26 protein-coding genes are annotated in these 25,243 nt (G+C 52.3%); 11 read left to right on the top strand and 15 right to left on the bottom strand.

The window, feature by feature from the left end:
* Positions 1-22: 22 nt before the first annotated feature.
* From PHE17_RS00840 to PHE17_RS00830, 3 genes are read right to left on the bottom strand one after another with little or no spacing between them, the layout of a single operon-like run.
* Complete coding sequence (locus PHE17_RS00840; RefSeq protein ID WP_301013887.1) at positions 23-961, bottom strand: endonuclease; 939 nt, start codon at positions 959-961, stop codon at positions 23-25.
* On the bottom strand, positions 961-3,375 hold the full coding sequence (locus PHE17_RS00835) for an AsmA family protein (protein ID WP_301013886.1): 2,415 nt from the start codon (positions 3,373-3,375) through the stop codon (positions 961-963). The genes PHE17_RS00840 and PHE17_RS00835 overlap by 1 nt, the downstream gene beginning before the upstream one ends.
* Before the next feature lie 44 nt (positions 3,376-3,419).
* A complete protein-coding gene (locus PHE17_RS00830) occupies positions 3,420-3,944 on the bottom strand; it encodes a hypothetical protein (RefSeq protein ID WP_301013885.1) in 525 nt (174 codons plus the stop codon).
* 220 nt (positions 3,945-4,164) lie between these two features.
* On the opposite strand from PHE17_RS00830, the gene PHE17_RS00825 reads away from it, so the two are divergent.
* The gene (locus PHE17_RS00825; protein ID WP_301013884.1) at positions 4,165-4,644 is read left to right on the top strand and encodes a cytochrome c; all 480 of its coding nucleotides are present in this window, start codon (positions 4,165-4,167) and stop codon (positions 4,642-4,644) included.
* Positions 4,645-4,651: 7 nt separating this feature from the next.
* Here the strand turns inward: PHE17_RS00825 and PHE17_RS00820 are convergent, their stop codons facing one another.
* The 3 genes from PHE17_RS00820 to PHE17_RS00810 are packed head-to-tail and all read right to left on the bottom strand — an operon-like array spanning position 4,652 to position 6,136.
* Complete coding sequence (locus PHE17_RS00820; protein WP_301013883.1) at positions 4,652-5,044, bottom strand: RNA-binding S4 domain-containing protein; 393 nt, start codon at positions 5,042-5,044, stop codon at positions 4,652-4,654.
* Positions 5,020-5,484 (bottom strand): YcgN family cysteine cluster protein, encoded by a 465-nt coding sequence (locus PHE17_RS00815; protein ID WP_301013882.1) that lies wholly within the window; start codon positions 5,482-5,484, stop codon positions 5,020-5,022. Before PHE17_RS00815 ends, PHE17_RS00820 begins: the two co-directional genes overlap by 25 nt.
* On the bottom strand, positions 5,477-6,136 hold the full coding sequence (locus PHE17_RS00810; RefSeq protein WP_301013881.1) for a hypothetical protein: 660 nt from the start codon (positions 6,134-6,136) through the stop codon (positions 5,477-5,479). The genes PHE17_RS00815 and PHE17_RS00810 overlap by 8 nt, the downstream gene beginning before the upstream one ends.
* Positions 6,137-6,297: 161 nt before the next feature.
* On the opposite strand from PHE17_RS00810, the gene PHE17_RS00805 reads away from it, so the two are divergent.
* On the top strand, positions 6,298-6,780 hold the full coding sequence (locus PHE17_RS00805) for a hypothetical protein (RefSeq protein ID WP_301013880.1): 483 nt from the start codon (positions 6,298-6,300) through the stop codon (positions 6,778-6,780).
* A 79-nt stretch (positions 6,781-6,859) separates the two neighbouring features.
* Here PHE17_RS00805 and PHE17_RS00800 read toward each other — a convergent pair whose 3' ends face one another.
* From PHE17_RS00800 to PHE17_RS00790, 3 genes are all read right to left on the bottom strand, one after another.
* Entirely contained in the window at positions 6,860-8,086 is a 1,227-nt protein-coding gene (locus PHE17_RS00800; protein ID WP_301013879.1) for a DUF1566 domain-containing protein, read from the bottom strand.
* An 89-nt stretch (positions 8,087-8,175) separates the two neighbouring features.
* Positions 8,176-8,859 (bottom strand): response regulator, encoded by a 684-nt coding sequence (locus PHE17_RS00795; RefSeq protein ID WP_301013878.1) that lies wholly within the window; start codon positions 8,857-8,859, stop codon positions 8,176-8,178.
* A gap of 24 nt (positions 8,860-8,883) precedes the next feature.
* Complete coding sequence (locus PHE17_RS00790) at positions 8,884-10,302, bottom strand: ATP-binding protein (protein ID WP_301013877.1); 1,419 nt, start codon at positions 10,300-10,302, stop codon at positions 8,884-8,886.
* A gap of 114 nt (positions 10,303-10,416) precedes the next feature.
* Here PHE17_RS00790 and PHE17_RS00785 point away from each other — a divergent pair, with 114 nt between their 5' ends.
* A complete protein-coding gene (locus tag PHE17_RS00785) occupies positions 10,417-11,082 on the top strand; it encodes a glutathione S-transferase family protein (protein ID WP_301013876.1) in 666 nt (221 codons plus the stop codon).
* On the opposite strand, the gene ruvC is transcribed toward PHE17_RS00785, so the two are convergent.
* The 4 genes from ruvC to PHE17_RS00765 all read right to left on the bottom strand — a co-directional run bounded on the left by ruvC (position 11,079) and on the right by PHE17_RS00765 (position 13,510).
* Positions 11,079-11,573 (bottom strand): crossover junction endodeoxyribonuclease RuvC, encoded by a 495-nt coding sequence (gene ruvC, locus PHE17_RS00780; RefSeq protein WP_301014050.1) that lies wholly within the window; start codon positions 11,571-11,573, stop codon positions 11,079-11,081. The two genes, PHE17_RS00785 and ruvC, sit on opposite strands and share 4 nt — an antisense overlap.
* A gap of 6 nt (positions 11,574-11,579) precedes the next feature.
* Entirely contained in the window at positions 11,580-12,329 is a 750-nt protein-coding gene (locus PHE17_RS00775; protein WP_301013875.1) for a YebC/PmpR family DNA-binding transcriptional regulator, read from the bottom strand.
* A 99-nt stretch (positions 12,330-12,428) separates the two neighbouring features.
* Positions 12,429-12,941: an ACT domain-containing protein gene (locus tag PHE17_RS00770; RefSeq protein WP_301013874.1), complete on the bottom strand. Its 513-nt coding sequence runs from the start codon at positions 12,939-12,941 to the stop codon at positions 12,429-12,431.
* Positions 12,942-12,994: 53 nt separating this feature from the next.
* On the bottom strand, positions 12,995-13,510 hold the full coding sequence (locus tag PHE17_RS00765; RefSeq protein ID WP_301013873.1) for an anti-sigma factor: 516 nt from the start codon (positions 13,508-13,510) through the stop codon (positions 12,995-12,997).
* A gap of 145 nt (positions 13,511-13,655) precedes the next feature.
* Between PHE17_RS00765 and ycaO the strand changes: the two genes are divergently transcribed.
* Both ycaO and PHE17_RS00755 read left to right on the top strand, forming a co-directional pair.
* Positions 13,656-15,386: a 30S ribosomal protein S12 methylthiotransferase accessory factor YcaO gene (gene ycaO / locus PHE17_RS00760; RefSeq protein WP_301013872.1), complete on the top strand. Its 1,731-nt coding sequence runs from the start codon at positions 13,656-13,658 to the stop codon at positions 15,384-15,386.
* A 130-nt stretch (positions 15,387-15,516) separates the two neighbouring features.
* Complete coding sequence (locus PHE17_RS00755; protein WP_301013871.1) at positions 15,517-16,872, top strand: HEPN domain-containing protein; 1,356 nt, start codon at positions 15,517-15,519, stop codon at positions 16,870-16,872.
* Positions 16,873-16,920: 48 nt separating this feature from the next.
* Here the strand turns inward: PHE17_RS00755 and glyS are convergent, their stop codons facing one another.
* Both glyS and glyQ read right to left on the bottom strand, forming a co-directional pair.
* Positions 16,921-18,978, bottom strand: a complete 2,058-nt coding sequence (gene glyS / locus PHE17_RS00750; RefSeq protein WP_301013870.1) for a glycine--tRNA ligase subunit beta — start codon at positions 18,976-18,978, stop codon at positions 16,921-16,923.
* A gap of 2 nt (positions 18,979-18,980) precedes the next feature.
* Positions 18,981-19,895 (bottom strand): glycine--tRNA ligase subunit alpha, encoded by a 915-nt coding sequence (gene glyQ, locus PHE17_RS00745; RefSeq protein WP_301013869.1) that lies wholly within the window; start codon positions 19,893-19,895, stop codon positions 18,981-18,983.
* Positions 19,896-20,101: 206 nt separating this feature from the next.
* Here glyQ and PHE17_RS00740 point away from each other — a divergent pair, with 206 nt between their 5' ends.
* From PHE17_RS00740 to PHE17_RS00715, 6 genes are all read left to right on the top strand, one after another.
* A complete protein-coding gene (locus PHE17_RS00740) occupies positions 20,102-21,085 on the top strand; it encodes an ATP/GTP-binding protein (protein WP_301013868.1) in 984 nt (327 codons plus the stop codon).
* 31 nt (positions 21,086-21,116) lie between these two features.
* Complete coding sequence (locus PHE17_RS00735; RefSeq protein ID WP_301013867.1) at positions 21,117-21,806, top strand: hypothetical protein; 690 nt, start codon at positions 21,117-21,119, stop codon at positions 21,804-21,806.
* A gap of 60 nt (positions 21,807-21,866) precedes the next feature.
* Entirely contained in the window at positions 21,867-22,916 is a 1,050-nt protein-coding gene (locus PHE17_RS00730) for a cache domain-containing protein (protein ID WP_301013865.1), read from the top strand.
* 28 nt (positions 22,917-22,944) lie between these two features.
* Positions 22,945-23,817, top strand: a complete 873-nt coding sequence (locus PHE17_RS00725; protein WP_301013864.1) for a DUF3365 domain-containing protein — start codon at positions 22,945-22,947, stop codon at positions 23,815-23,817.
* A 10-nt stretch (positions 23,818-23,827) separates the two neighbouring features.
* Positions 23,828-24,322, top strand: a complete 495-nt coding sequence (locus PHE17_RS00720; protein WP_301013863.1) for a LysM peptidoglycan-binding domain-containing protein — start codon at positions 23,828-23,830, stop codon at positions 24,320-24,322.
* Positions 24,323-24,415: 93 nt separating this feature from the next.
* On the top strand, positions 24,416-25,204 hold the full coding sequence (locus tag PHE17_RS00715; RefSeq protein ID WP_301013862.1) for a methyltransferase domain-containing protein: 789 nt from the start codon (positions 24,416-24,418) through the stop codon (positions 25,202-25,204).
* The last annotated feature ends 39 nt before the right edge of the window (positions 25,205-25,243 follow it).

Below are 25,243 nucleotides of genomic sequence, written 5' to 3'. Positions count from 1 at the left end.
AATTATGATGTTTTATGGGGCTTCAGCCTGCCTTGGTTTTCCTTGACGCCTTGCGCCGCCGGAACTGTACATACCCCAAGTACAGCAATGTTATCAGTGACACCACCGCATACGGCAGCTTGTCTTTGTGCTGCATAACCAGCGCGTAAAGCCGGTCTACCCAGTCTTGGGCTTCGGCAGTTTTTCCAAGGGGTGTACTGGGGCTGTCGGCGTTGTCGCCTAGCTTGCGGTAGTGAGTGACGTAAGGGTTGTCGTTGCCCTGCAATTGCGTGATCAGGCGGTTGCGTTGCTGTTCCCACTGATCTACCGGGTCGAGGTTATTCCACGCGCGGAACAGTTTTTCCTGCGCGTCGCCCAGCTTGAGGCCGTAGCGGTCACGCATGTAAAGGCTGGCACGCGCCGCATCGCCCCACACGTTATCGGGCGGTTCGGCAGTGCGTTGCGGGAAGTCGATTTCCATATTGACCTTGTTGCCATACATACGCGCTTCGCCGGGGATCATTTGGTAGCGGAAATTGCTGCGGTCGCCGTTGATCTCACCAATCGCAGGTACAAGGTTGTGCAGGTCAGCTTCCATCTGGCGGAAGGCTTTGCTGGTGTCGCGGCAATGCGCCCGCCCGCCGTTTTGCCAGCATTGCAATTGATGCCCGAAAACCCATGCAGGGACAATGTGTTCCCATTCGATACGATTGGCGCGGACGGCACTCTTGCGCGGCGTGTAACCGCATGAAGACAGCAGCGGAACCAGCAGTTTTTGTTGCTGCTTAAACTGGCAACCGCCGTAAAACTCGGTCTTGTAATCTTTGTACACCTGCGTTGCCAACAGGTATTTGGAACGGCTGAAGGAATAATCCCCACTGCGCACGCTTTGCGCCTGTTGCGGTTCGACGATGGCGACATCTTCATCCACGAGATCGCCATCTTGCACCATGTAAACGCTGTAATAATCCACCACGGGCATCAGAACAAGCCTTTTAACTTGCCCTTCAAGTCATCTTCCAGTTTTTTCTTAAGTTGGTCTTGCACGCTGCCATCTGCCGGATTGCCTGAACCGCCCAATTGCTTCTGCACTTGGTCTTGCAGGCGTTGTTGCAACTTATCCTTTTCAGTTTGCAATTGCTGTTGCAGGCGGGCTTTTTCTTCATCGGCCTTTTGTTTGAGGGCATCCAACTGCTTTTGCTTTTCGGCGTCGAGCTTTTCTTTCAGGTCGGCTTTTTGCTTGTCGATTTCCTGTTTCGCCAACTCCTTGAGCAATACATCGAGTTCCAATTCGTAACTCAGGTTTTTCCACGGGCCTTGGATGTGCAGCGGGGCAAACAGACCTTCGGGTTTGTCAGGTTTGGGCTTTTCGCCAATACGCAGTTTGAAATCCAGTGATTCGTTGACGGTGTTCACATCGCCGCTGCCTTTGACTTGGAAGTAGGGCGCAAGCAACACGTTTTCATCGGTATGGAATGTGCCTTGATGCACCTGCCACTGCCCGCCTAAGCTGGTAAAAGCCACTTCCTTTTCGCCCATCGCATTGGTGCTTTCTTTCTCAAATAGCTTCACTACCTGCTTGGTTTTTTGCGCAAAACTGGAATCGCGGATCGTGCCGTCTTTCAGCGCAACATCAACCGTGCCATTGAGGTGTTGTTTGAAAGCCGCCGCGTCGCCCGCCACCGAAGTCAGGTTGGCAGTCAGGTTGAGTGCGCCGGTAATGGTTTTGTCTTGGGTGAGGGCGAAAAACAGGTCTTCGGTGCGCAACGCGCTGGTTTTGTGGGTCATTTGCAGCGTGGGCGGTGACTGCTTGGTATTGATCTGGATATTGCCCTGATAACCGCCTTTGAACAGTGTGCCTTGCGGGGCAAGCGTGAGGATGCCATCCGCCATTTGCACTCCCAGTGTGGCTTTTTGTAATTGGAAGGGCGGGTAATTGAGCGCGTCGGCCTTGAATTCGCCACTCATACTCAGCGCCGCTATTGGGTCGCGGATTTGCAGCTTGCCGTTGAGTTGCTGCCCCATGAGTTTCAGGCTGGTTTGGAACAGGTCGATTACGCCTTTGCCGCTACCCCAATTGAGGTCAAGTTCGCCTTTGCCTTGCTGTTGTAAGCTGCCGCCGGGGAGTTTGTCGCCTTGCAAATTGGTGGTGAGTTGCAGACCGCCGATAGTGAGTTGCTGTTGCGCTAGCTGCACGCGGGTGCTGCCGCTGGCTTGCACATCTGCCGTTTGCATGGGCAGGTTGCCGCCTTGGGTTTTGGCTTGCAGTTGCATCCCGTCGATTTTCAGGAGCTGTTCTGCCATGCCCAGATGCATGTTACCGCTGAGGTTGGCATCAACCTTTCCAGCTTTCGGATTATTCAACTGCGCCTGCACGCGCAAACCGCCGATGCTGACTTCCTCGCGGGCAAGGTTGGCTTGCATCCGCCCGCTCAATTGCGCATTACCCACCTGCGGCAGTTGCACCTGTGCTTGCAAGTCGGGCATGAAATACTGCTGGGCATCGGTTTCGCCGCGCAACGTGCCTTTCACATCGGCGTGGATATTGCCCTGTGCTTTGCTGGCAATGTCGATCGCTGCCACCAAACCGCTGAATGCCAGCACTTTGGTTTGCAAGTTGCCATCCACCCCCGCGCTCAAGTTGGCATTCAAGCTATCACCTGCACTGGGCTTATTGGGCATTTGCACCTTGAGCTTGAGGTCAGAAAGTTTGAAATCCTGCTGGTTTTCCGCTAACCGCGCAGTTGCAGAACCATCCAGCGTGACATCCAGCGCCGGGGAGTTCTGCTGCAAATGGGTGGCAAGGTTAATGTCCACGGGCTTGCCGGGGCGCAATACGCCAGTTTTCAGGTTGAGCGGGGAAATATTCAGGTTTTGCCCGCTTTGCGCATCCTGCCAATGGATTTGCGAGTCCTGCACGCTGATCCCGGCAACCATGAAATTACCCAGCAAACGGGCGATGACTTGCCCGACCTGATCATCTTTCTGGCTGGAATTCGCTGGCAGTAAGTCCGCCCAGTTGGTGACACCGCTTTTATTGCGTTGTAAGTTCAGGCTCATGCCTTGCAGGGTCACGTCGTTGACACGCAATTGCTGTTGCAGCAAGGGCATGAGTTGCACAGAAACCCGCGCATGGTCGGCGCTGGCAAAGGTTTCCCCGCTAAATCCGGCGGCATTGCCGAGTTTCACCTGTTCCAGTTTCAGCGCAATGTCGGGGTATACCGATAGGCCGATTTCACCGCCGATTGCGAGGTCACGTCCGGTTTGCTGCTTGACCAAGGCCACAAGGTCAGGCTTGTAGCGGTTCGCGTCGAAGGTCAGGATGAAAATGGATGCTGCTGCCACAACCACCAGCAGTGCAGCAAACAACCAAGCGAAGGGGCGCAACATAAACATAAGACTTTCCTTTCGAGCCTACGTATCTTGCCCCCAACTATAGACTACTGTGCAGGCGGCAGGTAATAAGCTTGCGGGTAGTAGTACTGTGGGTAATAGCTTTGCATATACGGCTGCTGCGTGTACGGCGCGTAATAATTGTAATAGGCGTAAGGGTAAGCGTAGCTGTAATTGTACGGCGCGGCGTTCACGGCACTGTTGGCGTTGTTATAGCCTGTCCCGTAAGCATTGAGCTGGCTGGCCTGATATTGGGCAACGTCGCCCCGGCTTTGTACTTGGTTTTGCGTGCGGCCTTGCCCCTTGCTGGCAGCATCCGCCAAGCCGGAAGCTTTGGCACGGAAATTCAGGTCGAAATCCATATTGATGTCGGCTTCGCCGCGCCCGCGTGAATGCCCGTTGCCTTTGCCCGCGCCGTTTTGGCTGGCTTGCCCCGTACCTGCCGCTTGGTGGTTCTGGTCATTACGGTTGTTGCCGAAGAAATCGCCCATGTCGAAGAAATCGAAGAAGTCAGCCGATGCACTGCCCGCAAACAGCGCCAAAGCGAAAAAAATGGTGATACGTGATGTCATGATGTGTTCCCCTAGTGGTCTTACGTGACGTTTTACACCCATTCATAAGCATTTGCTAATTTTACTGATGGGGCGTGGTTTTAAGAAGGCTTTAATTATCCGCTCCCTAAAATGACCGCAATGTACCGCAGGGGTGTTGCTCTCTTGCGTTGTACCGGATGATAAGCTAGCTTAGCCGACCGGCTTCACCCCGAAGTTGGCATAACTCATGATGGATATTATGGTTTCTTCAAGATATTACTTGTTTCAAGTCCCGCTGCTGGCGGTTGTTTGTGTTGCCTTGTTAAGCGCTTGCCAGAAGGAAGACACCCATCCGGGGCAACCTGTCACCAAGCGTGAGCGCATTTTCAAAGAAAATATCCGCACCTTTGAAGCAATGGGGCTGATGATACGCGACAAAGAGCCTTACTCCGCCAAAGAGTTTCTCGGTTATGCGCAACAACTCAAAGCCTTAAGCACCCAGCCGTGGGCTTACTTCCCGCCCGGTAGCGATTATGCGCCTAGCCGCGCCCTGCCTGCGGTCTGGCAACAGCCGGAAGCGTTCAAACAGGCTCAAGAAAAATTCACTGTTGCCGCCGCGCAATTGGCTGATGTCGCCCAAACTGGGAAGCTCGACCAAATCAAGCCCATCTACAATCAAGTGAAAGAGAGTTGCGCCTCCTGCCATCACGATTTCCGCGCCGCGTATAGCCTCTTGTAGGAAGCTGTCACCAGTTCTGTTTGAACTGCTCGATCATCCGCCGCTCGCGCTTGTCCGGCTTATGCACTTTGATGTTCACGCCATGCAAGCGGCGTTCTTCGATCACGGCTTCGCGCTGCTCGCGGTGGTGTTCGGATTCCTCGTAGAGCAAGCGTGCCTCGGGGGCAGGGCGGCGCTGTTCGTTGATGCCCTTGACCGTGATTACCCACGTTTCAAAGCCCTTGGTAATGCGGACTTTATCGCCGGGGCGCACATTCCGCGCTGGTTTCACGCGCTCATCATTGACGTGGACGTGCCCGCCATTGATGGCATCGACTGCCAATGGGCGGGTCTTGAAGAACCGCGCTGCCCACAGCCAACGGTCGAGGCGTTGGCTTACATTTTCCGCTTCAACGGCCATGTGACGACCCGTTCCTCCCAGTCTTCTTCGTTAACATCTGCGGCGTAAGTGAAACGCCCGACCACCGATTGTTTCATGCGGTGGATGCTTTCTTTGTCGCCGGACAGCAAATGATGCCATGACGGCAGGTTTTTGCCTTCATACAACAAGCGGTAGGCGCAACTCGGCGGCATCCAGTAAAGCTGTTCGAGGTTATCCGGCGTCAGGCGCAGGCAATCAGGAACCAGCGTTTCGCGGTTGGGATAATCCTTGCACTGGCAAGTCTTGCCATCCAACAGGTCGCAGGCAATGTCGGTGTAATACACCGTGCCATCTTCTTCATCTTCCAGCTTGATCAGGCAGCATTTGGCGCAGTGGTCGCACAAGCTTTCCCACTCTTCCATCGACATTTCAGTGAGGGGCTTTTGTTTCCACCACGGCGGGGTACGGGCATCACTCATCTTTCGGTTTTGCCTCCAACAACTCTTGTTTCAATGCGGCAAAGTTTTGCGGCGGTGTGTAGTAAAGGATTTCACCACCGTCATTACTCAGCACAATCGCCAAGCCTTTGTTCGGATAGAACCAGTATTCAATCCCTGCTTTCGCCGATGGCAAGCGCTCATCAGGTGCACCAAAACGGGCAGTGACAATATCTGGCTCGTAATTGATGGCAGGCATGTAAACCAGTTTCTTCACCAATAAGGCATTGACGCTGGGCATATCCTTTTCCGCCACGGGGAATTTCCACTGCCCACTCGCCATGCCTTCACGCTTGCCACCATCGTTTTGGAGCTTGTCAAAGGTCGTTGCATCGGCTTGTAATTCCGCAATGATTTTGGCATCAAACAAGCCCATGCGTTGCGTGCCGAAATACGCCTCCAGCTTGCGCTTACCGCTTTCGTGCGAAAATACAGCCAGTTCCGGGAAACTGTGCAGGCGCTCAATCACATCTTTGAGGGTGGCTTTGCCCATTTCCAAACGGAACACCTGTGGGTTGCCCGCTGGGGTGGTGGTAATTTGCCACGGTAAATCATCCGGTGTCACCGCAGTTTGGTCGCAGCCCGCCATGCCAAGGGTCAGGGCAAGCAAGCTGCCGATTAATGCCTGTTTCATGTCAACGCCTTTTAAGGGAATATCACGCGCATGATAACGCAGTCAGGGGAGGCAGGTTCCACGTTATTTGCACAATCTAGGCATATTTGTTGCTGAATTGGCGCGTATTGTTACTCCTACCGAAAGGGCAAATATCTGAAACAAATTGAAGGAGCGATACCGTGAAAAAGACAACATTGATTTCAACCGCACTGGTTGCTGGCGTACTGTTTGCGTCCTCTGCTGCAATGGCAGCCCCATTCCATGGTGGCTACACTGGCGTCAACGTCGGTAAATTGGAACAGCGCATTGATATGGGTGTACGTAGCGGCGACCTGACCCGTGGCGAAGAAAGCCAACTGCGCGGTGAATTGCGCCGTTTAGTTGAAGCCGTCCGCCAAGCCAAGCGTGATCATCGGGTAACAGCAGGTGAACGCAACCGTCTGGATCGTCAAGAAGCTAGCTTGAACCGCCACATCTTCAAACTCAGCAATAACCGTGATGTTGCCCGCCGTCATGATCGCCGTGACGACCGCAACAATAACTGGTCACAACCGAATGGCCCGCAACCCGGTCATTTTGGCAACCTGCAACCGAACAACTCGCAGCCTGTGCTGGTAGCACCATTACAGCCACTGCCACAACCGCACAACAACCACCGTTAATGCGGGCGCATAGATAAAAAGGGCTAAAGGGGCTAATCAAGGCCAACCTGTTTCGGCGGGTTGGCCTTTTTACTGTCAGTTATTGGCGTACTAAACGCACGTAATTGTAAATGCGGATCGCATCCCCCTGTGGCCCGTGCCCAGTTGGGTAGCTGCTGGGGCTGCCCGATTTAGGATCGCTGCGTTGCGCTCCTGCCCCGTGCACATCCAGCCAGATGCCATTCATGTAACCCATTGCCCGCCCGAATGCGACATAAGCCGCATACACCCCGCTGGTTTTGCTTGCATGGGTCGTGCTGCTCCAATAAGTGGGTGCATCCGTTTGCCCCGCCTCATTGATAATGCCAGTAACGCTGAACACGGGGTTGATCGCCGCCGAACCTGTGGTATTGGGAGAGCGGGTGTAATCGACGATACTTTGCAATTCCTTCGTATTGGGCAAGCGCCAATCGCTGTAACCCAAGTATTTTGCGGTGTTCATTTGTGCAACCCAAGCCAATGCATCTTTCCAATTCATGCCCTTGGCGCTGTCGGCTTGCGCCCACATTAGCCCGGTTGCTGCGTCTGTAACTGTGCCATTACGGTTATTGGTGAAACTGTTTGCCCCGTAAGCGGTGTTTCCCCGCACGCAGCGGACATATTGGGCGGGTGCTCCAAACGGTGACTTGTCGCGGGGGTAGCCTTTGATACGCCCATCCGCAAAGTTAACACCAAACACGGTTGCATCCCCGACCATCGTGGTGCTGACATATTGCGTATTTGACCAGTATTGGGCATCAATGATACGTTCCCCCGCGCTGGTGTCACCGTAACCAAACTTGAAATAGCTGGTATTAATGAAAGGGGTCTGCCCAGCAGAACTGTTGCCTGCACCGCTAGGGTCAGTTCCCCGGAAGTCAATCAGGGAGTACAGCGTCTTGATGTCCGGCAAGCGCCAGTCGCTGTAACCGCCTAGCACCAAGTCTTGGCAATAGGTTTGCGCACGGCTGAAAGCCAATTTATCACTTGCTTTGATTTGCCCGTCGTTGGTGGTGTCAGGGCTTTGCTGCCACATCAGTCCCGTTACTTTGTCCGTGACCGTGCCATTAGCGTTGTTAGTGTAGCTGGGGGCATTGCGGATAGTTTGGGCATCCTGACCGTAAAACGTTTTGCTTTTCAGTGGGCAAGTGGTTGCAGCCGTATCGCTGTAGCAGCTTGCCTGTCCCGTATCCACTACAGGATAGCTGACGGCTGCTCCTGCCGATTGGCTTAAGAAGACGCCGACTAAAGTGGTGGCGCTGATGGAAAGGGTAACTGGCTTTTTCATGGTATGTCCTCCGTTGCAGGTTGTTAACAAGAAGGTTAATGGCCTAATTGGGAGGAATAATGGAGCAACTGTGTAGATTGCTTTTTGCGCTACAGTTCCAGTTTGTAACCGATACCGTAGATGGATTTGATTAGTTCACGCTCAGGCATGGCATCGTGAATTTTACGCCGCAGGTTCTTGATGTGGCTATCCACCGCCCGGTCGGTAACGATGCGGTGGTCATCGTAGATGCAATCCAGTAATTGCGCCCGTGAGAACACTTGGGCAGGGCGGGAAAACAATTGGTTAAACAAACGGAATTCAACCGGGGTCAAATCCAGTTTACGGTGGTTAAGGCAGACTTCCATACAAGCCACATCAACCTCAATGCCACTGCCAGACACCTGTTCCGCCAACGGCAATGACACACGCCTCAGAATATTTTTTACCCGTGCCACCACTTCGCGCGGGCTATATGGCTTGCAGACGTAATCATCCGCACCTAATTCCAGCCCCAGCAAACGGTCGATTTCATCCACTTTTGCGGTTGCCATAATGACAGGAAGTGTGGAAAAAGTGCGCAGTTCGCGGAAGATGTCGATACCGTCACGTCCGGGTAACATCAAATCCAAGATCAGCAAATCTGGGGTGTTTTCCCGTATCCATGGGATTACCTTCAAGCCGTGGTCGATCCAATGCGACAGGAAGCCCGCTTGTTGCAGGTATTCGCCCAGCACTTCCGCCAGCTTTGGCTCGTCTTCCACGATCAATATGCATTTCTGCCTAGCGTTCATCGCATTCCCACTCCCCGCATCACGTCAGGCAGAGGGTAGCGGAAATTCCATACGGATGGATAGCCCTCCCAAGGCAGAATGTCCGGCTGTTATCGTGCCGTGATGCGCTTCGACGATGTTCTTGCAAATCGACAGACCCAGCCCAGAACCGCCAAGAGCACGGCTACGGGATTTGTCCACCCGAAACAGGCGCTCGAACAGATGTGGTAAAGCCTCATCCGGTACGCCCGGCGCAGTATCCTGAACTTCCACAACCACCTTGTCGCCCTGTTGCTGCGCAAAAACTTCGACCCGTCCACCTTCATCCGTGTAACGCTGGCTGTTTGCCAATAAATTCGAGAAAAGCTGGTGCAAACGTTTGGCATCGCCCCGCACTGCCAGTGTTACGGTGTCATCTATGCGCCTGAACAAACCGATATGCTTTTCCTGCAAGTTTGCTTCTGCGGCGCTCATGGTGTCATCCAGAATTGCGGCTAAGTCAACGGTTTCATCTGGCAATTCCATATCCCCGGCATCCGATAGCGATAATTGGTAAAGGTCATCCACCAACTTACCCAGCGATAACACATCAACATGCAGGGAACGGATGCGCTCCACCGTTGGTTGCCGGATGCCATCCAGCAACGCCTCAATTTCACTGCGAAGAATGGCTATCGGGGTACGCAATTCATGGGAAATATCTGCCAACCACTGCCGCCGAATTTCCTCGTTACGCTGCAAAGCCGTCGCCAGCAAGTTAAAGTCATTTGCCAGCACGCCCAACTCATCCTGCGTTGCCACTTCAATGCGTGTATCAAAACGTCCTGCCGTCAGTAGCTTTGCCCCCGCTGTCAGCGAACGTACCGGGCGGATCAAATGCCGCACTAATAACAGTGCCAGCAACAGCGATAATGCGGCAGCGAACAACGCAATCAGGTAGGAATTACGCAATTGTTGATCCAGAAAGGCTTTCGCCAGCACATCGGTCGCCAATTTACCTTGCCGTACTGCTAACCAGCCGACCACTTGTCCTTGTGACTTGATTTCTAGCCGGGTCAAAATGCTGCCTTGATGGGGGTGCAAGTTTTCCGGTGGGCCAATTACTGCTTGCTGGTTAGCGTCCAGCAAATTCAGCCGCCCACCCAAGGGTTGCGGTGATCTTTCCTGCCTTCTAGGGGATATTGGTGCTTGCGGCCCCGGCAACGGCGGATTTTCCCCAATCTGTACCAAAGCACGGTTCCAGTTGTGTGGCTCATAACGGATAAAGTCCCAACTGCCCTGTTGCCCGAAACCTTCGCCTAACACTCCTGCCAACTGCCGCGCCTTATCCAATTCCCCGCCATGTTGGTAGGCTTCAAAGCCAGTGCGGAAACTCCAGTTCATGAAAACCGCCATGACCGCTACCACCAACACCATTCCCGCCAACATCGCCAAAAACAACTTGGAAAAAATGTTTAACTGCATAACCATGCCTCCTGCCGTTAGCATACAGGTAAAATCGGCAGAAATTATGGAGAGCCGCCACAAAACGGTTAGCTAATAGCCATCATCCAAATACGCCCAATCAAGGAGAACCCCATGCCCCAACCCCACAAACTCGAACTGGTCAGTTTCAAAATCTGCCCCTTCGTGCAACGTTCCGTGATCGCGCTCAATTACAAAGGAGTGGCATACACCCTGACCCACCTCAACCCCAGCGAGCAACCCGACTGGTTCAAGGCCATTTCCCCGCTGGGCAAAGTGCCAGTATTGCTGGTGGATGGCACGCCGTTGTTTGAATCTGCGGTGATCCTCGAATACCTCGATGAAGTTTACCCGCCGCAGCTCCACCCCGCTGATCCGCTGGAAAAAGCCCAACAGCGGGCGTGGATCGAATTCGGTTCCGAACTGAACATGCGCCAATACCGTATGCTCACCGCGAAAGATGAAACGGCTTTCACCGAAGCCCGTGACTCACTTAAGCAGGGTGTACAACGGTTGGATGGGATTTTGGCGGCGGAAACACCGTTTTTTACCGGCAAGGATTTCAAACTGGTGGATACCGTCTATGCGCCACTGTTCATGCGCTTAGCATTACTGAAAAAGAACTTTGGCCTTGATTTGGAACTGAGCACTCGGATGCAGGCGTGGAGTGATGCGTTGCTTGCATTGGATGCAGTGAAAACGTCGGTGGTGGAAGATTTTGAAGCGGTGTTTATGAATTTCCTGAAAATGCAGGGCGGTTATCTGCTGACGCTGGCTTAACCCGCGCCTGCAATCCGCCGCAACAGATGGCTGGTATGCGCATGACACAGCGCCACTGCCAGCGCATCGGCACTGTCCGCTTGCAAACGCCCGTGCAGCCCTAGCATGAATTTCACCATGTGCTGCACTTGCGCCTTATCCGCGCCGCCTTTACCGACGGTGGCTTGCTTGATTTCCTTGGGGCTGTATTCCGCGATGGGCAAACCGGAGACGACGCCCGCGCAAATTGCCGCACCCCGCGCTTGCCCCAATTTCAACGCCGATGCGGCATTGTTGGAAACGAACACGTTTTCAATCGCCATTTCAACGGGTTGGTATTCGCGGATAATCGCGGTGATTTCGGTGAAAATTTTGCCTAAGCGTTCGGGAAATGCCGCATCCCCCAAACGTAAGCAAGTGCTGAAAATATGGCGGGTGTGTTGCCCATCGGTTTCAATCACCCCGATACCCGTCTGGCGGGAACCGGGGTCGACACCGAGGATGCGGCGCAGTGTCACTTAACCGTGTGCCGCCAAATCATCATCGTTGAAGTCAGCGTTGGTGAAAACTTCTTGCACGTCGTCAAGGTCTTCCAACATATCAATCATTTTCAGCAGCTTGAGGGCAACGTCGCCTTCTACCAGCGTGTTGTTTTCTGCCCGCATGGTGACTTCATCGTGGTCGGGGGTAAAACCAGCGGCGATTAAGGCCATTTTCACAGCAGCGAAATCTTCCGGGGAAGTAACGATTTCAGCGGAGCCGTCGTCGTCCATTTGGATGTCTTCCGCCCCGGCTTCGAGGGCAGCTTCCATCAGCTTGTCTTCGTCAATGCCGGGGGCGAAGTTCATTACGCCGATTTTTTTGAATTGGAACGCGACAGAGCCGTTTGTGCCGAGGTTGCCGCCGTGTTTGGTGAGGGCATGGCGCACTTCGCCGACTGTGCGGTTGACGTTATCGGTCATGGTTTCCACGATCACGGCGATACCGCCGGGGCCGTAACCTTCGTAACGCACTTCGGCGTAATTATCCATGCTCGTTTCACCCGCGCCGCGCTTGCACGCTTTCTCGATGGTGTCTTTTGTCATGTTCGCGCCGAGTGCCTTATCCACTGCCAGCCGTAAACGCGGGTGCGTGTTCGGGTCAGAGGTTTTGCCTTCCCGTGCTGCCACGGTGATTTCACGGATTATTTTTGTCCAAATCTTGCCGCGCTTCTTATCGACTGCGGCTTTTTGGTGCTTGATATTCGCCCATTTGCTATGACCAGCCATGTCAAACTCTCGTCGTTAGGTCTTGAAAAATGGGGCGTAGTTTAGCATAGCTGACCGGCATCAGTAACGCTCACCCTATCGCTAGATGCAGATTGTTTGTTAGCTAAAACTCAAATCCACCGTCAGCGGATCGGGCATGGCTTCAAAGGCGTCTTGCACAACGTCTGCGCTCACACCTTCCGGCAAGCCCAGTTTGAGGTGGGCGTAGAACAGCAACTCGCTGGACATTGGCGCGGCACGTTGTTCCGTTTCCAGCTCTTCAATATTGACATTCAGCGCCGCTAATTGGCGGGTAATGTCATGGATGATGCCGGGGCGGTCGTGGCCTAGTAGTTCCAGCGTCAGTGGCGTAATAGTGCGCGGGCTAGCGGCGTCGCTGTGTTGCACAAGGATTTGCAGGCCATTGGCTTGCAAGGTTTGCAGTGCTTGCCGCAGGGATGCGACCTGATCTTGCGGCAGGGTGACGTGGGCAAGTCCGGCAAATTGTCCGGCGAGGTGCACCATGCGGCTTTCCTGCCAGTTGCCGTGGTGGGCTTTGACGGCTTCGGCGATGGATTTGACCAGCCCTGCACGGTCAGGGCCAAGAACAGTCAGTACCAGTGAGGATTGCATGGGGACTCCTTGTTTGCTGTTTTGATGGGCTGGATTGTAGCAGTAACACACCTTTACGGCTGCACCATCAGCAAAATCTGAGCCGCACCCCTGTTATCGTCGACTTCCAGCTTCAATTCAAACTTGTACGGTTCACTTACCGGCGTTTGCGTCTGGATGGGGGCAAGCCATTCCCCAATCCCCGAACCTTGGTGGAAAACCGCCCCAGAAACGGGTGTTCCGGTTTCACTGCGCGAGTCGTACACCCACAACTGGTAAAACGTGCCGTTGGCAGGTTCCGGTAGATTGAGGAAACGCATCACCCCTTGCTGTTTGGCGGCATTCCACACCAAATCGCCTTGCACGTCTTGTACGCTTGGGTTGAGGGTGCGCAACCAATTACCGCGCACGCTGTTAGGCTCTGCCAATAAGCTTGACCGTAATTGGGGTAAGTCGCCCATAGCGCTGTCAGTTTGCGCATGGGCAAAATAGCGGGGCACGAAACCGACTGCCAGTAATAGCACCAGTAACAGCACGACGGCAAGACCAGCAGGCCAGTACTGCCAATGACCAACACTCCGTAACTTCAAGCTTCCCTCGCTATTTATTGTTATGGGGTTAAACAACGGTTCCGACATAAATATTCCCGATTATAACGGATATACAGGCGTATGCTTGTGCACTGCGCTAAAATAATTCATCTTTTCGACGTATAGCCACCTTACGAGTTCCCTAATGCAAGTACAACAAACCTTTATTCCCGGCAAAGATGCAGCGCTGGAAACCTCCATTGATACCCTGCAAGCCAAGCTGCAAGCCATCGGATTCCACATTGAAGAAGCCTCATGGTTGAATCCGATTGCCAATGTCTGGTCGGTGCACATCCATGACCGCGATTGCCCGATGCTGTTTACCAATGGCAAAGGTTCGTCACGCAAAGCGGCCTTGGCAAGTGCGCTGGGGGAATATTTCGAACGCCTCAGCACCAATTATTTCTGGGCGGATTTTTATTTGGGCAAAACTATCGCCAACAGTAATTTTGTCCATTACCCACAAGAAAAGTGGTTTGCACTGGACGAAAGCGGCAGCTTACCCGACGGTTTGCTGGATGCTGACACTATCGCTTTTTACGACCCCGAAACCGCGTTGGATGCTACCCGTTTGGTTGACCTGAATTCCGGCAATGAGGAACGCGGCATCTGCGCCCTGCCTTATGTGCGCCAACGTGATGGCGAAACTGTGTGGTTTCCGGTCAATGTCATCGGCAACCTTTACGTCAGCAACGGCATGTCGGCAGGCAACACCAAAACCGAAGCCCGCACCCAAGCCTTGTCGGAAATTTTCGAGCGCCACATCAAGTTCCGCATCATTGCCGAGGGGATTTGCTTGCCCGATGTGCCGGAAGCGGTGATTGCCCGTTACCCCAGCATTCAAGCCGGGATTGCGGAATTACGTGAAGCCGGATTCGGCATTTTGGTGAAAGATGCTTCACTCGGCGGCGAATACCCGGTCATGTGTGTGACTCTGCTGAACCCGGATGATCAAGGCTGTTATGCCAGTTTCGGTGCACACCCGCGCTTTGAAGTGGCGTTGGAACGCGCCCTCACTGAATTGCTGCAAGGCCGCGCTTTGGATCGGCTTGCGGGTTTTTCCGAACCCAGTTTCGACCAAGAAGAAGTCGCTTCCCCGCAAAATCTGGAAACCCATTTCATCGACTCCAGTGGCCCGATCCACTGGGATTTTCTGTGGAACACGCCAGACCATGAGTTTGTGGCATGGAATTTCGAGGGCACGACCGAAGAAGAGTGCCAGTACCTGATGGATCGCGTCCACGCTGCCGATTTCGACGTTTATATCATGGATTATGATCATCTGGGCGTGTATGCCTGCCGTATCATCGTGCCGGAAATGTCAGAAATCTATCAGGCCGAAGATTTGGAGTGGGACAATAACAGCACTGGCAACGCAGTCCGCGAAGCCATCCTGCACTTGCCGGAACTGGAAGATGACGAATGCGCCGATCTGTTCGATACTATCGAAGAACTGGGTTTGGATGAACACCAACCCGTTGCCGCGCTGATTGGGCTTGCCCCCGATGCCGGTTCCTTGTGGGCAGATTTGCGCGTGGGCGAACTCAAAACCTTGCTGGCATTGGCGATGGATGACGAAGAGGCGATCCGCGAAGGTTGCCAATGGATTCGCCATTTCGAGCAAATTAACGACGACCGCCGCCGCGTGTACCGCTGCATCGAAGCGCTGCTGGAAATGGATGATCCTAACGATTACGCGCCTAACCTTGCCTTGCTGTACGGTGAAACAGCGCTACAACAGGCGCAGGGCTTGCTGGACGGAAGCTTACGCTTCTGGGGAATCACTGCGCCGACACTGGAATTGCACGGGTGCGATATGCACCAGCGCTTACTGGATGCGTATCGGAAAGTGCACCCGAGCTTACTCAGCGCGTAAAGCGTTGCGGGAAATGGTTTGTAATTCAATCTAAATTGAAACCCTGTAAGTCAAATTGGTGAATGGGGTTTCAATTTCTGGTATTTGTGCTAGGCTGTCAGTACTTTTGTATTAAAGTGGGCATTTGCTAATGAGTGCGTCAAGACAAGATATTGAAGATTTTAATGATGTTTTTAGTGAAATGGTGAGGTTGCAAAATCTATTAAATGAATCTCCTCAAGCCTATACAAGTGACTTTGCTAGACCCATAGATATGCTTGGGGCAACCTTAAACGCACCAAAGGATATTTTTGAAAAAGACAAAGACTCTAGGAGGTTTCAACTTCATTTGTCATTAAAAGCCCAGAATAAAATTAGAGATATTGCAGTAAGGCATATTGATGCTAACAAATTAAGAGGTTTTGTGTCGCTAGGTGAATTCTATGGTGACGTGAGAGATGCTATATATATTCATATTAGACGTGGAAAATCTTTTGATGACAAGGGGTGTTCGCAGATAGTTGCACTTGCTATTAAGCGTTCTAAGTTTAAAATGAAGAAAAAAAGGTATTTCTTTCCGTTTAATATTCCCGGCATGGAGGGTAGATGTGCCTTCGATATTGGAAGTGTTAGTATTTATGAGAAGGATGCCATTCTGTCAAAGGTTAGAAAAGAAAATAAAGAAGTTATCTTGGGAGGGGATGTTAATTTTTATAATGCTTTTGTATCTTTTGAAATTTCCGATTGTTCGGATAAAATTAGCTATGAGCGTGCATTGAATATCTCAAGCTTTATTTTTGGTTTGATTCAAGTTTTTACATATGCATATAAGTTGCCAAGTCCTCATATTACGCTTGGGTGTAATCCAAGAAGTAATACGACTAAACACTATGTGTGGTTCACTGAAAAATCCGGTTATTACTTGTCAAGTTCATGGAAATTGCCGATTGAGTTTGATGTGTTTTGGAATAATCTTGTGGAAGACTTGGATTCTGAATGTGGTCTGGTTATAAAGAAGCTTGTAGATTATGCTATCTCGCCAATAAATTCTGAATGTTTGGCTGATAGGCTAATTGATTCTATTACTTGGTTTGGTGATGCGACGCGAGATGATAATCATCATGCACAAGTAGTTAAGTTGGTGACATCTATGGAAAGGTTGGTTACATTTTCGGATGAAAAAAAGGATGCTCATATAACAAAGAAGTTTTGTGATAGAGTGTCGTCTTTAATTGCTATTTATTATGGGGATGTGAATGGGTGGATGGAGAATGCAAGGCAAATTTATAAATTAAGGTCAGAGCTTGTTCATGGCTCAATGGCAATTCATAAGTCATATCGGTCGTCATTAAACTTTAATTCTTTTGAAATGGTGTCGCATGTTATTTTCTCTGCATGTATTGGCTTCTCTAAAATTGGATTGCAAACAACAAAGTATGAGAAACAATTGGAGGAAATGTATAAGGCGATAAAGGAATGCTGTTTGGAAAAAGAGAATTTGGTTTAAAATTGCGACTTATCTATATATCAAATGATAAGTCGCAATTTATGTAAATTACAACACTGACAAATCAGCCACGCGCAGGAACAACCCGCGCAGGTGGTTCAACAGTGCCAGACGGTTATTTTTCAATGCAACATCCTCTGCCATGACCATGACATCGGTGAAGAACTGATCGACAGGTTCGCGTAAGGAAGCGAGAGACAGCAACGCTGCTTCGTAGTCACCGACCGCAAACAAGGGCAACACCTTATTTTCTTGGGTAAACACCGCGTCTGCCAGCGCTTTTTCCGCCGGTTCCTGCAACAAGCCCAATTCCACGCGGGTGGGCAGTTCGCCTTCGACTTTCTTGAGGATATTGCTGATACGTTTGTTGGCAGCGGCAAGGCTTTCAGAAGCAGTCAACTGGCGGAACGCGGCAACGGCTTTCACGCGGCGGTCAAAGTCCAGCGGTTGGCTGGGTTTGAGCGCGGCAACGGCTTCGACCACATCCGCACCGATACCTTGTTCTTGGTAGTAACCGCGCAGGCGGTCGAGGATATAATCCAGCGTTTCGCCCGTGGCTGGTTTGCTGCCGAGTTGGGTGGTAAGGTTGATGGCTGCTTGGTCGAGCAAATCAGCCAAATCCAGTGCCAAACCGTTTTCGATCAGCAGGCGCAGCGCACCCAAGGCGGCACGGCGTAAGCCAAACGGGTCTTTCGCGCCAGTAGGTTTTTGCCCGATGCCGAAAATGCCCGCGAGGGTGTCGAGGCGTTCTGCCAGCGCGAGGATTTGCCCGGTTTTGCTTTGCGGCAATTCATCGCCTGCGAAACGTGGCATGTATTGCTCATCGAGTGCGGCGGCGACTTCGGCGGCTTCGCCATCGTGGGCAGCGTAGTAACGCCCCATGATGCCCTGCAATTCGGTGAACTCGAACACCATATTGGTGATCAGGTCACACTTGCCCAGTTCGGCAGCGCGGACAGCCAGTGTTGCATCAGCATCCAGTTGTTGCGCGATGTAACCGGCGAGTTTGGCAACACGCGCGGATTTGTCGTACAGCGACCCCAGCTTTTGCTGGAATACCATCGTTTTCAGCCCTTCGCGGCGGCTTTCCAATGTCTGCTTTTTGTCTTGCGTCCAAAAGAATTCGGCATCGCTGAAACGCGGACGGATCACGCGCTCATTACCGGAAGAAATTTGTGTGACATCGCGGCTTTCGATATTGGCAATGGTGACGAAATTCGGCATCAGTTTGCCGCTAGCATCGACCAGCGCGAAGTATTTCTGGTTATCCTGCATGGTGGAAATCAGCGCTTCTTGCGGTACGTCGAGGAAGCGTTCCTCAAAACGTCCGGCAACCGGCACAGGCCATTCGACCAGCGCGGTGACTTCATCCAGCAAGCCCTCGGGCATGATGGCTTTACCGCCGAGTTCGGCAGCCAAGGCTTCCACTTTGCTGCGGATCATGTCGCGGCGGGCTTCAAAACGGGCAATAACAAATGCTTCGCTCAATTGCACTGCGTAATCAGCCGGTGTGTTGATGCTGATGGCATCTGGCGCGTGGAAACGGTGTCCGCGTGATTCGCGCCCGGTTTTGATGCCGAGGATTTCCGCATCAATTACCTCGCTACCGTTGAGCATCACGATCCAATGTACCGGACGCACGAATTCTGCCGTGCCGCTACCCCAACGCATCCGTTTGGGGATGGGTAAGGCCGCGAGGGATTTTTCCACGATAGCAGGCAATAGTGCCGCAGTGGCTTGTCCGGCTTGTTGTTGGCGGAATACCAGCCATGCACCTTTGTCGGTTTCCATGCGACCCAAATCCGCGACTTCCATGCCACAGGAGTTGGCGAAAGCAAGGGCGGCTTTGGTCGGGTTGCCATCAGCGTCAAATGCGCCTTTGATGGCGGGGCCACGCTTTTCAATGATCTGGTCTGCTTGTTGCGCATCCACGCCTTTGACCCACACGGCAAGGCGGCGTGGTGCTGCGTAAGGCAAAATCGCTTCTGGAGTCAGACCTGCATCTGCCAAACCTTTGGCAATGCCATCGGTGAAGGCGGCGGACAAGGTGGGCAGGGCTTTCGGTGGCAGTTCTTCTGTGCCGATTTCTACGAGTAAGTCGATCATGTTCAGGCCACCTTGTCTTCTTGTTGCAGCATCGGGAAGCCCAGTGCTTCACGGGCGTTGTAATAAGCTTCGGCAACGGCGCGTGCCAGTGTGCGTACCCGCAGGATAAAACGTTGGCGTTCCGTCACGGAAATGGCGCGGCGGGCATCCAGCAGGTTAAAGGTGTGCGAAGCTTTGAGCATCTGTTCGTAAGCAGGCAAGGGCAAACCGGCTTCGATCATGCGCTGGCTTTCGCTTTCGCACACGTCGAATTGGTGGAACAGCGCGTCAACATTGGCGTGTTCAAAGTTATAAGTGGATTGTTCCACTTCATTTTGGTGATAAACGTCACCGTAAGTCACCACGCCTTGCGGGCCTTTCGTCCACACCAGATCGTACACGCTTTGCACGTTTTGCATGTACATGGCGAGGCGTTCCAGACCGTAGGTGATTTCACCGCTGACTGGGCGGCAATCCAACCCGCCGACTTGTTGGAAATAGGTGAACTGGGTCACTTCCATGCCGTTGAGCCACACTTCCCAACCCAAGCCCCATGCACCCAAGGTGGGGGATTCCCAGTTGTCTTCGACGAAGCGGATGTCATGCACCAGCGGGTCAAAGCCCAACAGCTTGAGTGAGCCGAGGTACAGCTCTTGGATGTTGTTTGGTGACGGCTTCAGCAACACTTGGAATTGGTAATAGTGCTGCAAACGGTTCGGGTTTTCGCCATAACGCCCGTCAGTGGGGCGGCGCGAAGGCTGCACGTAAGCGGCACGCCACGGCTCAGGGCCAATGGAACGCAAGAAGGTCGCTGGGTGGAACGTTCCCGCGCCCATTTCCATGTCATACGGTTGCAGGATGACGCAACCCTGTTGCGCCCAGTAGTCTTGCAGGGCGAGGATCAGCCCCTGAAATGTGGATAAGTCGTAGTTAGCCATTGTTCGTTTTGCGTGCTTCCAGAAAGGGCTGAGTATACTGCAAGCTGTGGGCGCATTCAGCATTTGTAGGCGTTCTGGCGGATGTGCGTCGCCAACGGGATGACGTTCGTGATTACTTGCCAGCGATTGCACATAAATTTGACTTAAATTAAGAAAAATCGAAACGTTGCCAACATCCGTTTCTATACTTTCCTCTTAAGGATGAAATGCTAGACATCGGAGTGTCGCTGAGCGTGAGCAAATACAAGGTTATTTTTGCTGGGCCCGTGGGGGCTGGTAAAACGGCTGCCGTGAGGGCAGTTACAGATTCTAAACACCTGTCAACTGATGCGGTTGTCAGCGACATCACTAGCCTGCGCAAGACAACCACCACCGTCGCGATGGATTACGGCGTCGTTTCCCTCTCGGAACATGAGCAAGCGCACATCTACGGCACGCCGGGGCAAGAACGCTTTGATTTCATGTGGGACATCCTGCTCAAAGGCGGTGATGCGCTGGTTATCTTGCTGGATAACAGCCGCAATAACCCTTACCGCGATTTGAAACACTATGCGGAAGCCTTTGCAGGGTTCATCCGCCCCGGTAATACCGTGATTGGTGTTACCCATTGTGACAAGCCGGGGCCTGTTTCCCTCGAAGCCTATCGCCAATGGGCAAGTGATTTAGGGGTGACGGACGATGTGTTTCAAGTTGATGCCCGCAAAAAAGACGATATTTTGTTTTTGATCACCAAAGCACTACAACCACTGAGGAGTCAATCTATGCCAACTCCTGACCAGCCTATTACCACAGTCCCCGAATTACCTGCCACCACTATCGAAGAAACCGCTCCCCCTGCCAACTACGAAGCCGAAGAACGCCAGACACTAAACGAATCGGTTATCGGGGATGTCAATGCCCTGCAAGGTGTTGCTGGTGTGAGCCTGACCAATGCGATGGGGGAATTGCTGCATTCCAATATCCATGATGAAGCCTTAAATGAATTCATCGCGTTTTTATCGGGGCTTACCCCCAGTATTGAAGAAGAGGCGGGGATGGGGCGTATCCGGCGCATTACACTTAAAAGCCCGCAAGCGGAGAATCTAACGGTGTTTGTGGAAAATGGGCAGTCATTGGGGATTTTATCCATGCCCAAGGCGTCAATCCCTGCGCTTAGCCAACAGGTAGAAGACATCCTGCAATGGGTTTAATGCTAACTATACAACAATAGGTGAGAATGACATGGAAGGTATTCTACGGAAAATTCAATCCCTTAACGGCGTGCATGAGGTGTGCATTTACCGCGATGGCGAATCGGTGGCTTCCACCTTGCCGGAACACCAAGTGGGTGCTGTGGGCGGGGTTTTTCATTTGGTTGAACAGATATTTGCGGCCTTGGAGAGCATTGGCAAAGACCATAATGAGCTGTATTTTTCGTTTGCCGATAAGTTGATTGCGGTTTATGCGCTCAGTGATTGCGGCATCGTAATGCTCGTGACTGATAAGAAAATAAACCTTCCGCTGATCCACATGGGGGTTAAGGCCGCAGCCAGTAAAATCCGTACTGTATTGTCAGTGCCATCCGTGAGTTCCCCAGCTTCTGCGCCTGCAATTCAGGTAGAGCCAGTATTAACTGCCCCAACCATTTCCGCGCCACCACCTGCGCCCGTGCTATCAACGCAGCCAGCAGAGCCACCACGGATTGATAATGTCACCCAAATCATGCTGGGACAGTTGGAAACCTTATTGACCAGCTATTTTGGCCCTGCCGCCCATTTTATTTTTAGTGAGGCACAGGAAGAATGGATGCAAAAGCATTCGCCCAACCGCTACAACACCAATTACTTGGTTAATGCCTTACTGGTTGAGTTTGATTCAGAAGCCGAACGGGTAGCATTTCAACAGCGGGCGAAAAACATTATTAGCCCCTGATGGGCAGGAGCCAATAAAAAATAATTGAAAGGAATCAACATCACAGCAGGAGAGCTACCCATGTTGAAGAACGTTATCCACAATAAACTATTGCCCGTGTTATTGCTGTTCGCAGTCTTGCCAGTATTGCTGTTGGGCGGGTATGGCTATTTCTCCCTATCCAGCACCTTACGTGAGCACAATGTTGCCCAGCAGGAAAACCGGGTTACGTTGACGGGGGAACGCATGGATGTCTTTTTGCAAGGCGTGCATAGCGACTTGTTTTACCTGCGGGACTCCAGTGCCATGAGCCTGTACCTGTCGGCGCTCAAATTGGGTGATGAAAACTCCCAAGCCTTGATGCTGAAAAATTTGCAAACTAGCTTGCTGGATTTTTCTGATAAAAAGGGTATTTACCACCAAATCCGATTTATTGATAAGGCGGGAAAGGAACTGGTCAGTATCGAACGTTCAACCGATGCCAGTAGGATTGTTGAGGACGGCAAGCTACAAAACCGTAAAGGCAGTTTCTATTTTGATGATGCGATTGGCCTAGCCAAAGATGGCCTGTTTGTCTCTTCCTTGGATTTGAACCAAGAAAAAGGGAAGGTTGAATTGCCGATACGCCCTGCGATCCGCTATGCCACCCCGGTTTTTGCCGAAAATAATGAGTTGAAAGGTTTGGTTATCCTCAATGTGTCGGCAGCTAACTTACTCAAGCTGATTTCTGGGCAGGATAATGCCAATGAAAGCATGATGTTCATTGATAAAGGCGGATTTTATTATTACCACCCCGATGAAAATAAAGCATGGGGTGGGAAAAATGATCTGAATAGCGGTAGCAACTTCTACAAGGATTACCCCGAGCTGATTAATGGGATTGAAAATAACATCAGCCTTGCTTCCTTTGAGGCAGGTGGGCACTTCATCAGCGTGCAGCCGGTGATGGTGGGTAATGGGCATCAAAAACTCGGCACGTTAGTCAGCATGAGTAATGCCCGTAGCGTTTATGCCAAGTCCAACTATTTTGCATTGGTGGCGTTGGGCTTGTTGGCGCTGACAATCGTGCTGGCGGTGGTGTTTGCCAAGCGTTTAAGCAATACGGTTTCCAGCGTTTCCAGTAAAGAATGAGATAACATGGCGAGGATATTTTATGGATATGAAAAAAAGTATACGGACACTCTTTAATGTCGTGTTGATTGCACTGTATGTGGTTTCCCTGCTGATTACCGTGCCATCGGTGTATTTCTTTACCCGGCAGGAAGTTTACGATAATGCCAGCCAGAAATTGACACTGCTGGTGGATATGGTGACATCCTTGCGTAAATACGTTTCTGATGATGTGCGTCCCGAATTGCTGGAAAAGAATGTGCTGTTTCCACCCGCGATTTCTTCGACCGTAGCGACGGGGCATGTCGCGGCTTATTTTAAGAAACTGCAACCCGATTATTACATCCGTGTGGTTTCCGATAATCCGCTGAATGCCGCAAACCGCCCCGAAGCGGTGGAACAGGAGTTCCTGACCTTTTTCCGCGATAACCGTAATGAAAAAGAGTTGATCAGTACGGGTGTGGTGCGTAACCAGCAATATTTGTTTTCTTCACGCCCGTCCATCAGTAAGGCGGATTGTATGATTTGCCACAGCACCCCAGAAGCCGCGCCGGAAATCATCAGGAAAGAATATGGCACGCAAAGTGGTTTTGGTTACAAGCTGGATTCCGTGGTGGGAGCCAGCGTGGTGGGCGTGCCTCTATCCGACGTGCAAAGTTTGGTGATGAAACGCAGCCTGATTGCCATTGGGATATTGACCGTGCTGTTTGCGCTGATTTTTGTGGTGATCAATTTGGTGGTGAAACGCCGCATCCTTAATCCGTTGGAAACCATTGCGGCAACCGCAGACATTATCAGCAAAGGCAATCTCGATACCCCACTGACGTTTGAGCGCGATGATGAAATCGGCAAGTTGGCGCATTCCATTGAATTGATGCGCCGCAGCCTTGCCAAAATCATGGAGCGCATGAGCCGTAAATAGGAGCAACACCATGAAAATTGGACTCCGTGTGTGTGTAGTACTGCTGTTGTTAGGGCAGGGTGCTGTTCACGCTGAAAACAAGGACGCTGGGATTGATGATATTCGTCAAGCCGCCGAAGCCTTGATGACGGGGAAGCCCGCCAGCAAGCCTGAAGCACCGCCCGAAACTAGCAAAGCACCAGCGGATACACCTGCTGCTGCTACCACGGCTGCGAAACCTGCTGAACCGTCGCAGCCCAAGCCTGAAAGTAAAGTAACGGTGGAAAAAGACAAGGATGGTAACACGGTTACATCCGTCACCATTGCGGAAGGCGATTCGCTTAGCGCCATTGCTGCTCGTTTGTATGGCAATGCGGATAACTACGTGCTGATTTACGAAGCAAACCGGGAGCGCTTGCATCTGGAATCGCCCGATCAGGTCAAGGCAGGCATGGTGTTGCAGGTTCCGCCTTTGCCCCCTGAACCTGTGCCAGCCGAGCCGCCCGCAACTACGGGTGCGCAATAACTGGCCTGATCGTTCCCTGCGTCTTTTTGATTTGTTTGGGTCAGGGTTTTCGTGCAGGATACAGGTCTTGTGTGTAAGAGACTTTTTCTGACAATGCAAACCAAACAGGATCGGGTGTTCGACGGGCTTGCGCAGCGTTTCCAGCAACAAATTTACGATGACCCTCGCGGCGCAATCCGCTTGGCGATTTTGCAGGATGACCTTGCCGCCCTCGTAACCACAACGGAAGCGCAAGGATCGCGCCCCTTACAAATACTGGATGCAGGTGGCGGGCTGGGGCAAATGGCCATTTGGCTCGCGCAGCAAGGCCATCATGTGGTGCTGGCGGAGCCTTCCGCTGAAATGCTGCAACGTGCCGCAACCGGCATCCAACAAGCCGGGTTGGAAGATTCCATCCATCTGGTGCAAGCCAGCGTGCAGGAGTTGGCGAGCAAAGGCTGCGGCTCGTTTGACCTGATTACCTTCCACGCGGTGCTGGAATGGCTAGCGGAACCCCGTGCGGTCTTGGAACAATTGCTAAGCTGCCTGAAACCGGGCGGCTGGCTGTCACTGATGTTCTTCAATTACCACTCCACCGTGATGCGCCGCTTGATTGCTGGTGATCTGGGAACTGTGCGCCGGGGCGAAATCGCCAGTGACGGGCGCAAAGGGCTTGCCCCGATTTCCCCGCTGAAACCAGAAGAAGTGCAAAGCTGGCTGCAACCCTTGGGGCTGGAATTGGAAACTTGGTCGGGCATCCGCTGTTTCTACGACTATATGTACCGCGACGTGCGCAAACTCGCCAAGCTGGAAGAAGTGATCCCGCTGGAGCGGGCGTATTCGCGGGTCGAGCCGTGGCGTTCACTGGCACGTTACCAGCATATGTTGTGCCGGAAAGTGTGATTCACCCGCTGTTGTCTGCATTTCGTCCGTCCGATTAGG

It is taken from the genome of Thiothrix sp. (assembly GCF_028714775.1).
Lineage (GTDB): Bacteria > Pseudomonadota > Gammaproteobacteria > Thiotrichales > Thiotrichaceae > Thiothrix.
Note: the sequence above shows the minus strand (reverse complement) of the source record. Positions and strands in the feature narration are given on the sequence as shown.

Excerpts from the sequence above, each read along its gene's own strand:
- PHE17_RS00840 (WP_301013887.1), bottom strand. The coding sequence starts at position 961 with ATGCCCGTGGTGGATTATTACAGCGTTTACATGGTGCAAGATGGCGAT.
- PHE17_RS00835 (WP_301013886.1), bottom strand. The coding sequence starts at position 3,375 with ATGTTTATGTTGCGCCCCTTCGCTTGGTTGTTTGCTGCACTGCTGGTG.
- PHE17_RS00830 (WP_301013885.1), bottom strand. The coding sequence starts at position 3,944 with ATGACATCACGTATCACCATTTTTTTCGCTTTGGCGCTGTTTGCGGGC.
- PHE17_RS00825 (WP_301013884.1), top strand. The coding sequence starts at position 4,165 with ATGGTTTCTTCAAGATATTACTTGTTTCAAGTCCCGCTGCTGGCGGTT.
- PHE17_RS00820 (WP_301013883.1), bottom strand. The coding sequence starts at position 5,044 with ATGGCCGTTGAAGCGGAAAATGTAAGCCAACGCCTCGACCGTTGGCTG.
- PHE17_RS00815 (WP_301013882.1), bottom strand. The coding sequence starts at position 5,484 with ATGAGTGATGCCCGTACCCCGCCGTGGTGGAAACAAAAGCCCCTCACT.
- PHE17_RS00810 (WP_301013881.1), bottom strand. The coding sequence starts at position 6,136 with ATGAAACAGGCATTAATCGGCAGCTTGCTTGCCCTGACCCTTGGCATG.
- PHE17_RS00800 (WP_301013879.1), bottom strand. The coding sequence starts at position 8,086 with ATGAAAAAGCCAGTTACCCTTTCCATCAGCGCCACCACTTTAGTCGGC.
- PHE17_RS00795 (WP_301013878.1), bottom strand. The coding sequence starts at position 8,859 with ATGAACGCTAGGCAGAAATGCATATTGATCGTGGAAGACGAGCCAAAG.
- PHE17_RS00790 (WP_301013877.1), bottom strand. The coding sequence starts at position 10,302 with ATGCAGTTAAACATTTTTTCCAAGTTGTTTTTGGCGATGTTGGCGGGA.
- PHE17_RS00785 (WP_301013876.1), top strand. The coding sequence starts at position 10,417 with ATGCCCCAACCCCACAAACTCGAACTGGTCAGTTTCAAAATCTGCCCC.
- PHE17_RS00775 (WP_301013875.1), bottom strand. The coding sequence starts at position 12,329 with ATGGCTGGTCATAGCAAATGGGCGAATATCAAGCACCAAAAAGCCGCA.
- PHE17_RS00770 (WP_301013874.1), bottom strand. The coding sequence starts at position 12,941 with ATGCAATCCTCACTGGTACTGACTGTTCTTGGCCCTGACCGTGCAGGG.
- ycaO (WP_301013872.1), top strand. The coding sequence starts at position 13,656 with ATGCAAGTACAACAAACCTTTATTCCCGGCAAAGATGCAGCGCTGGAA.
- PHE17_RS00755 (WP_301013871.1), top strand. The coding sequence starts at position 15,517 with ATGAGTGCGTCAAGACAAGATATTGAAGATTTTAATGATGTTTTTAGT.
- glyS (WP_301013870.1), bottom strand. The coding sequence starts at position 18,978 with ATGATCGACTTACTCGTAGAAATCGGCACAGAAGAACTGCCACCGAAA.
- glyQ (WP_301013869.1), bottom strand. The coding sequence starts at position 19,895 with ATGGCTAACTACGACTTATCCACATTTCAGGGGCTGATCCTCGCCCTG.
- PHE17_RS00740 (WP_301013868.1), top strand. The coding sequence starts at position 20,102 with ATGCTAGACATCGGAGTGTCGCTGAGCGTGAGCAAATACAAGGTTATT.
- PHE17_RS00735 (WP_301013867.1), top strand. The coding sequence starts at position 21,117 with ATGGAAGGTATTCTACGGAAAATTCAATCCCTTAACGGCGTGCATGAG.
- PHE17_RS00730 (WP_301013865.1), top strand. The coding sequence starts at position 21,867 with ATGTTGAAGAACGTTATCCACAATAAACTATTGCCCGTGTTATTGCTG.
- PHE17_RS00725 (WP_301013864.1), top strand. The coding sequence starts at position 22,945 with ATGAAAAAAAGTATACGGACACTCTTTAATGTCGTGTTGATTGCACTG.
- PHE17_RS00720 (WP_301013863.1), top strand. The coding sequence starts at position 23,828 with ATGAAAATTGGACTCCGTGTGTGTGTAGTACTGCTGTTGTTAGGGCAG.
- PHE17_RS00715 (WP_301013862.1), top strand. The coding sequence starts at position 24,416 with ATGCAAACCAAACAGGATCGGGTGTTCGACGGGCTTGCGCAGCGTTTC.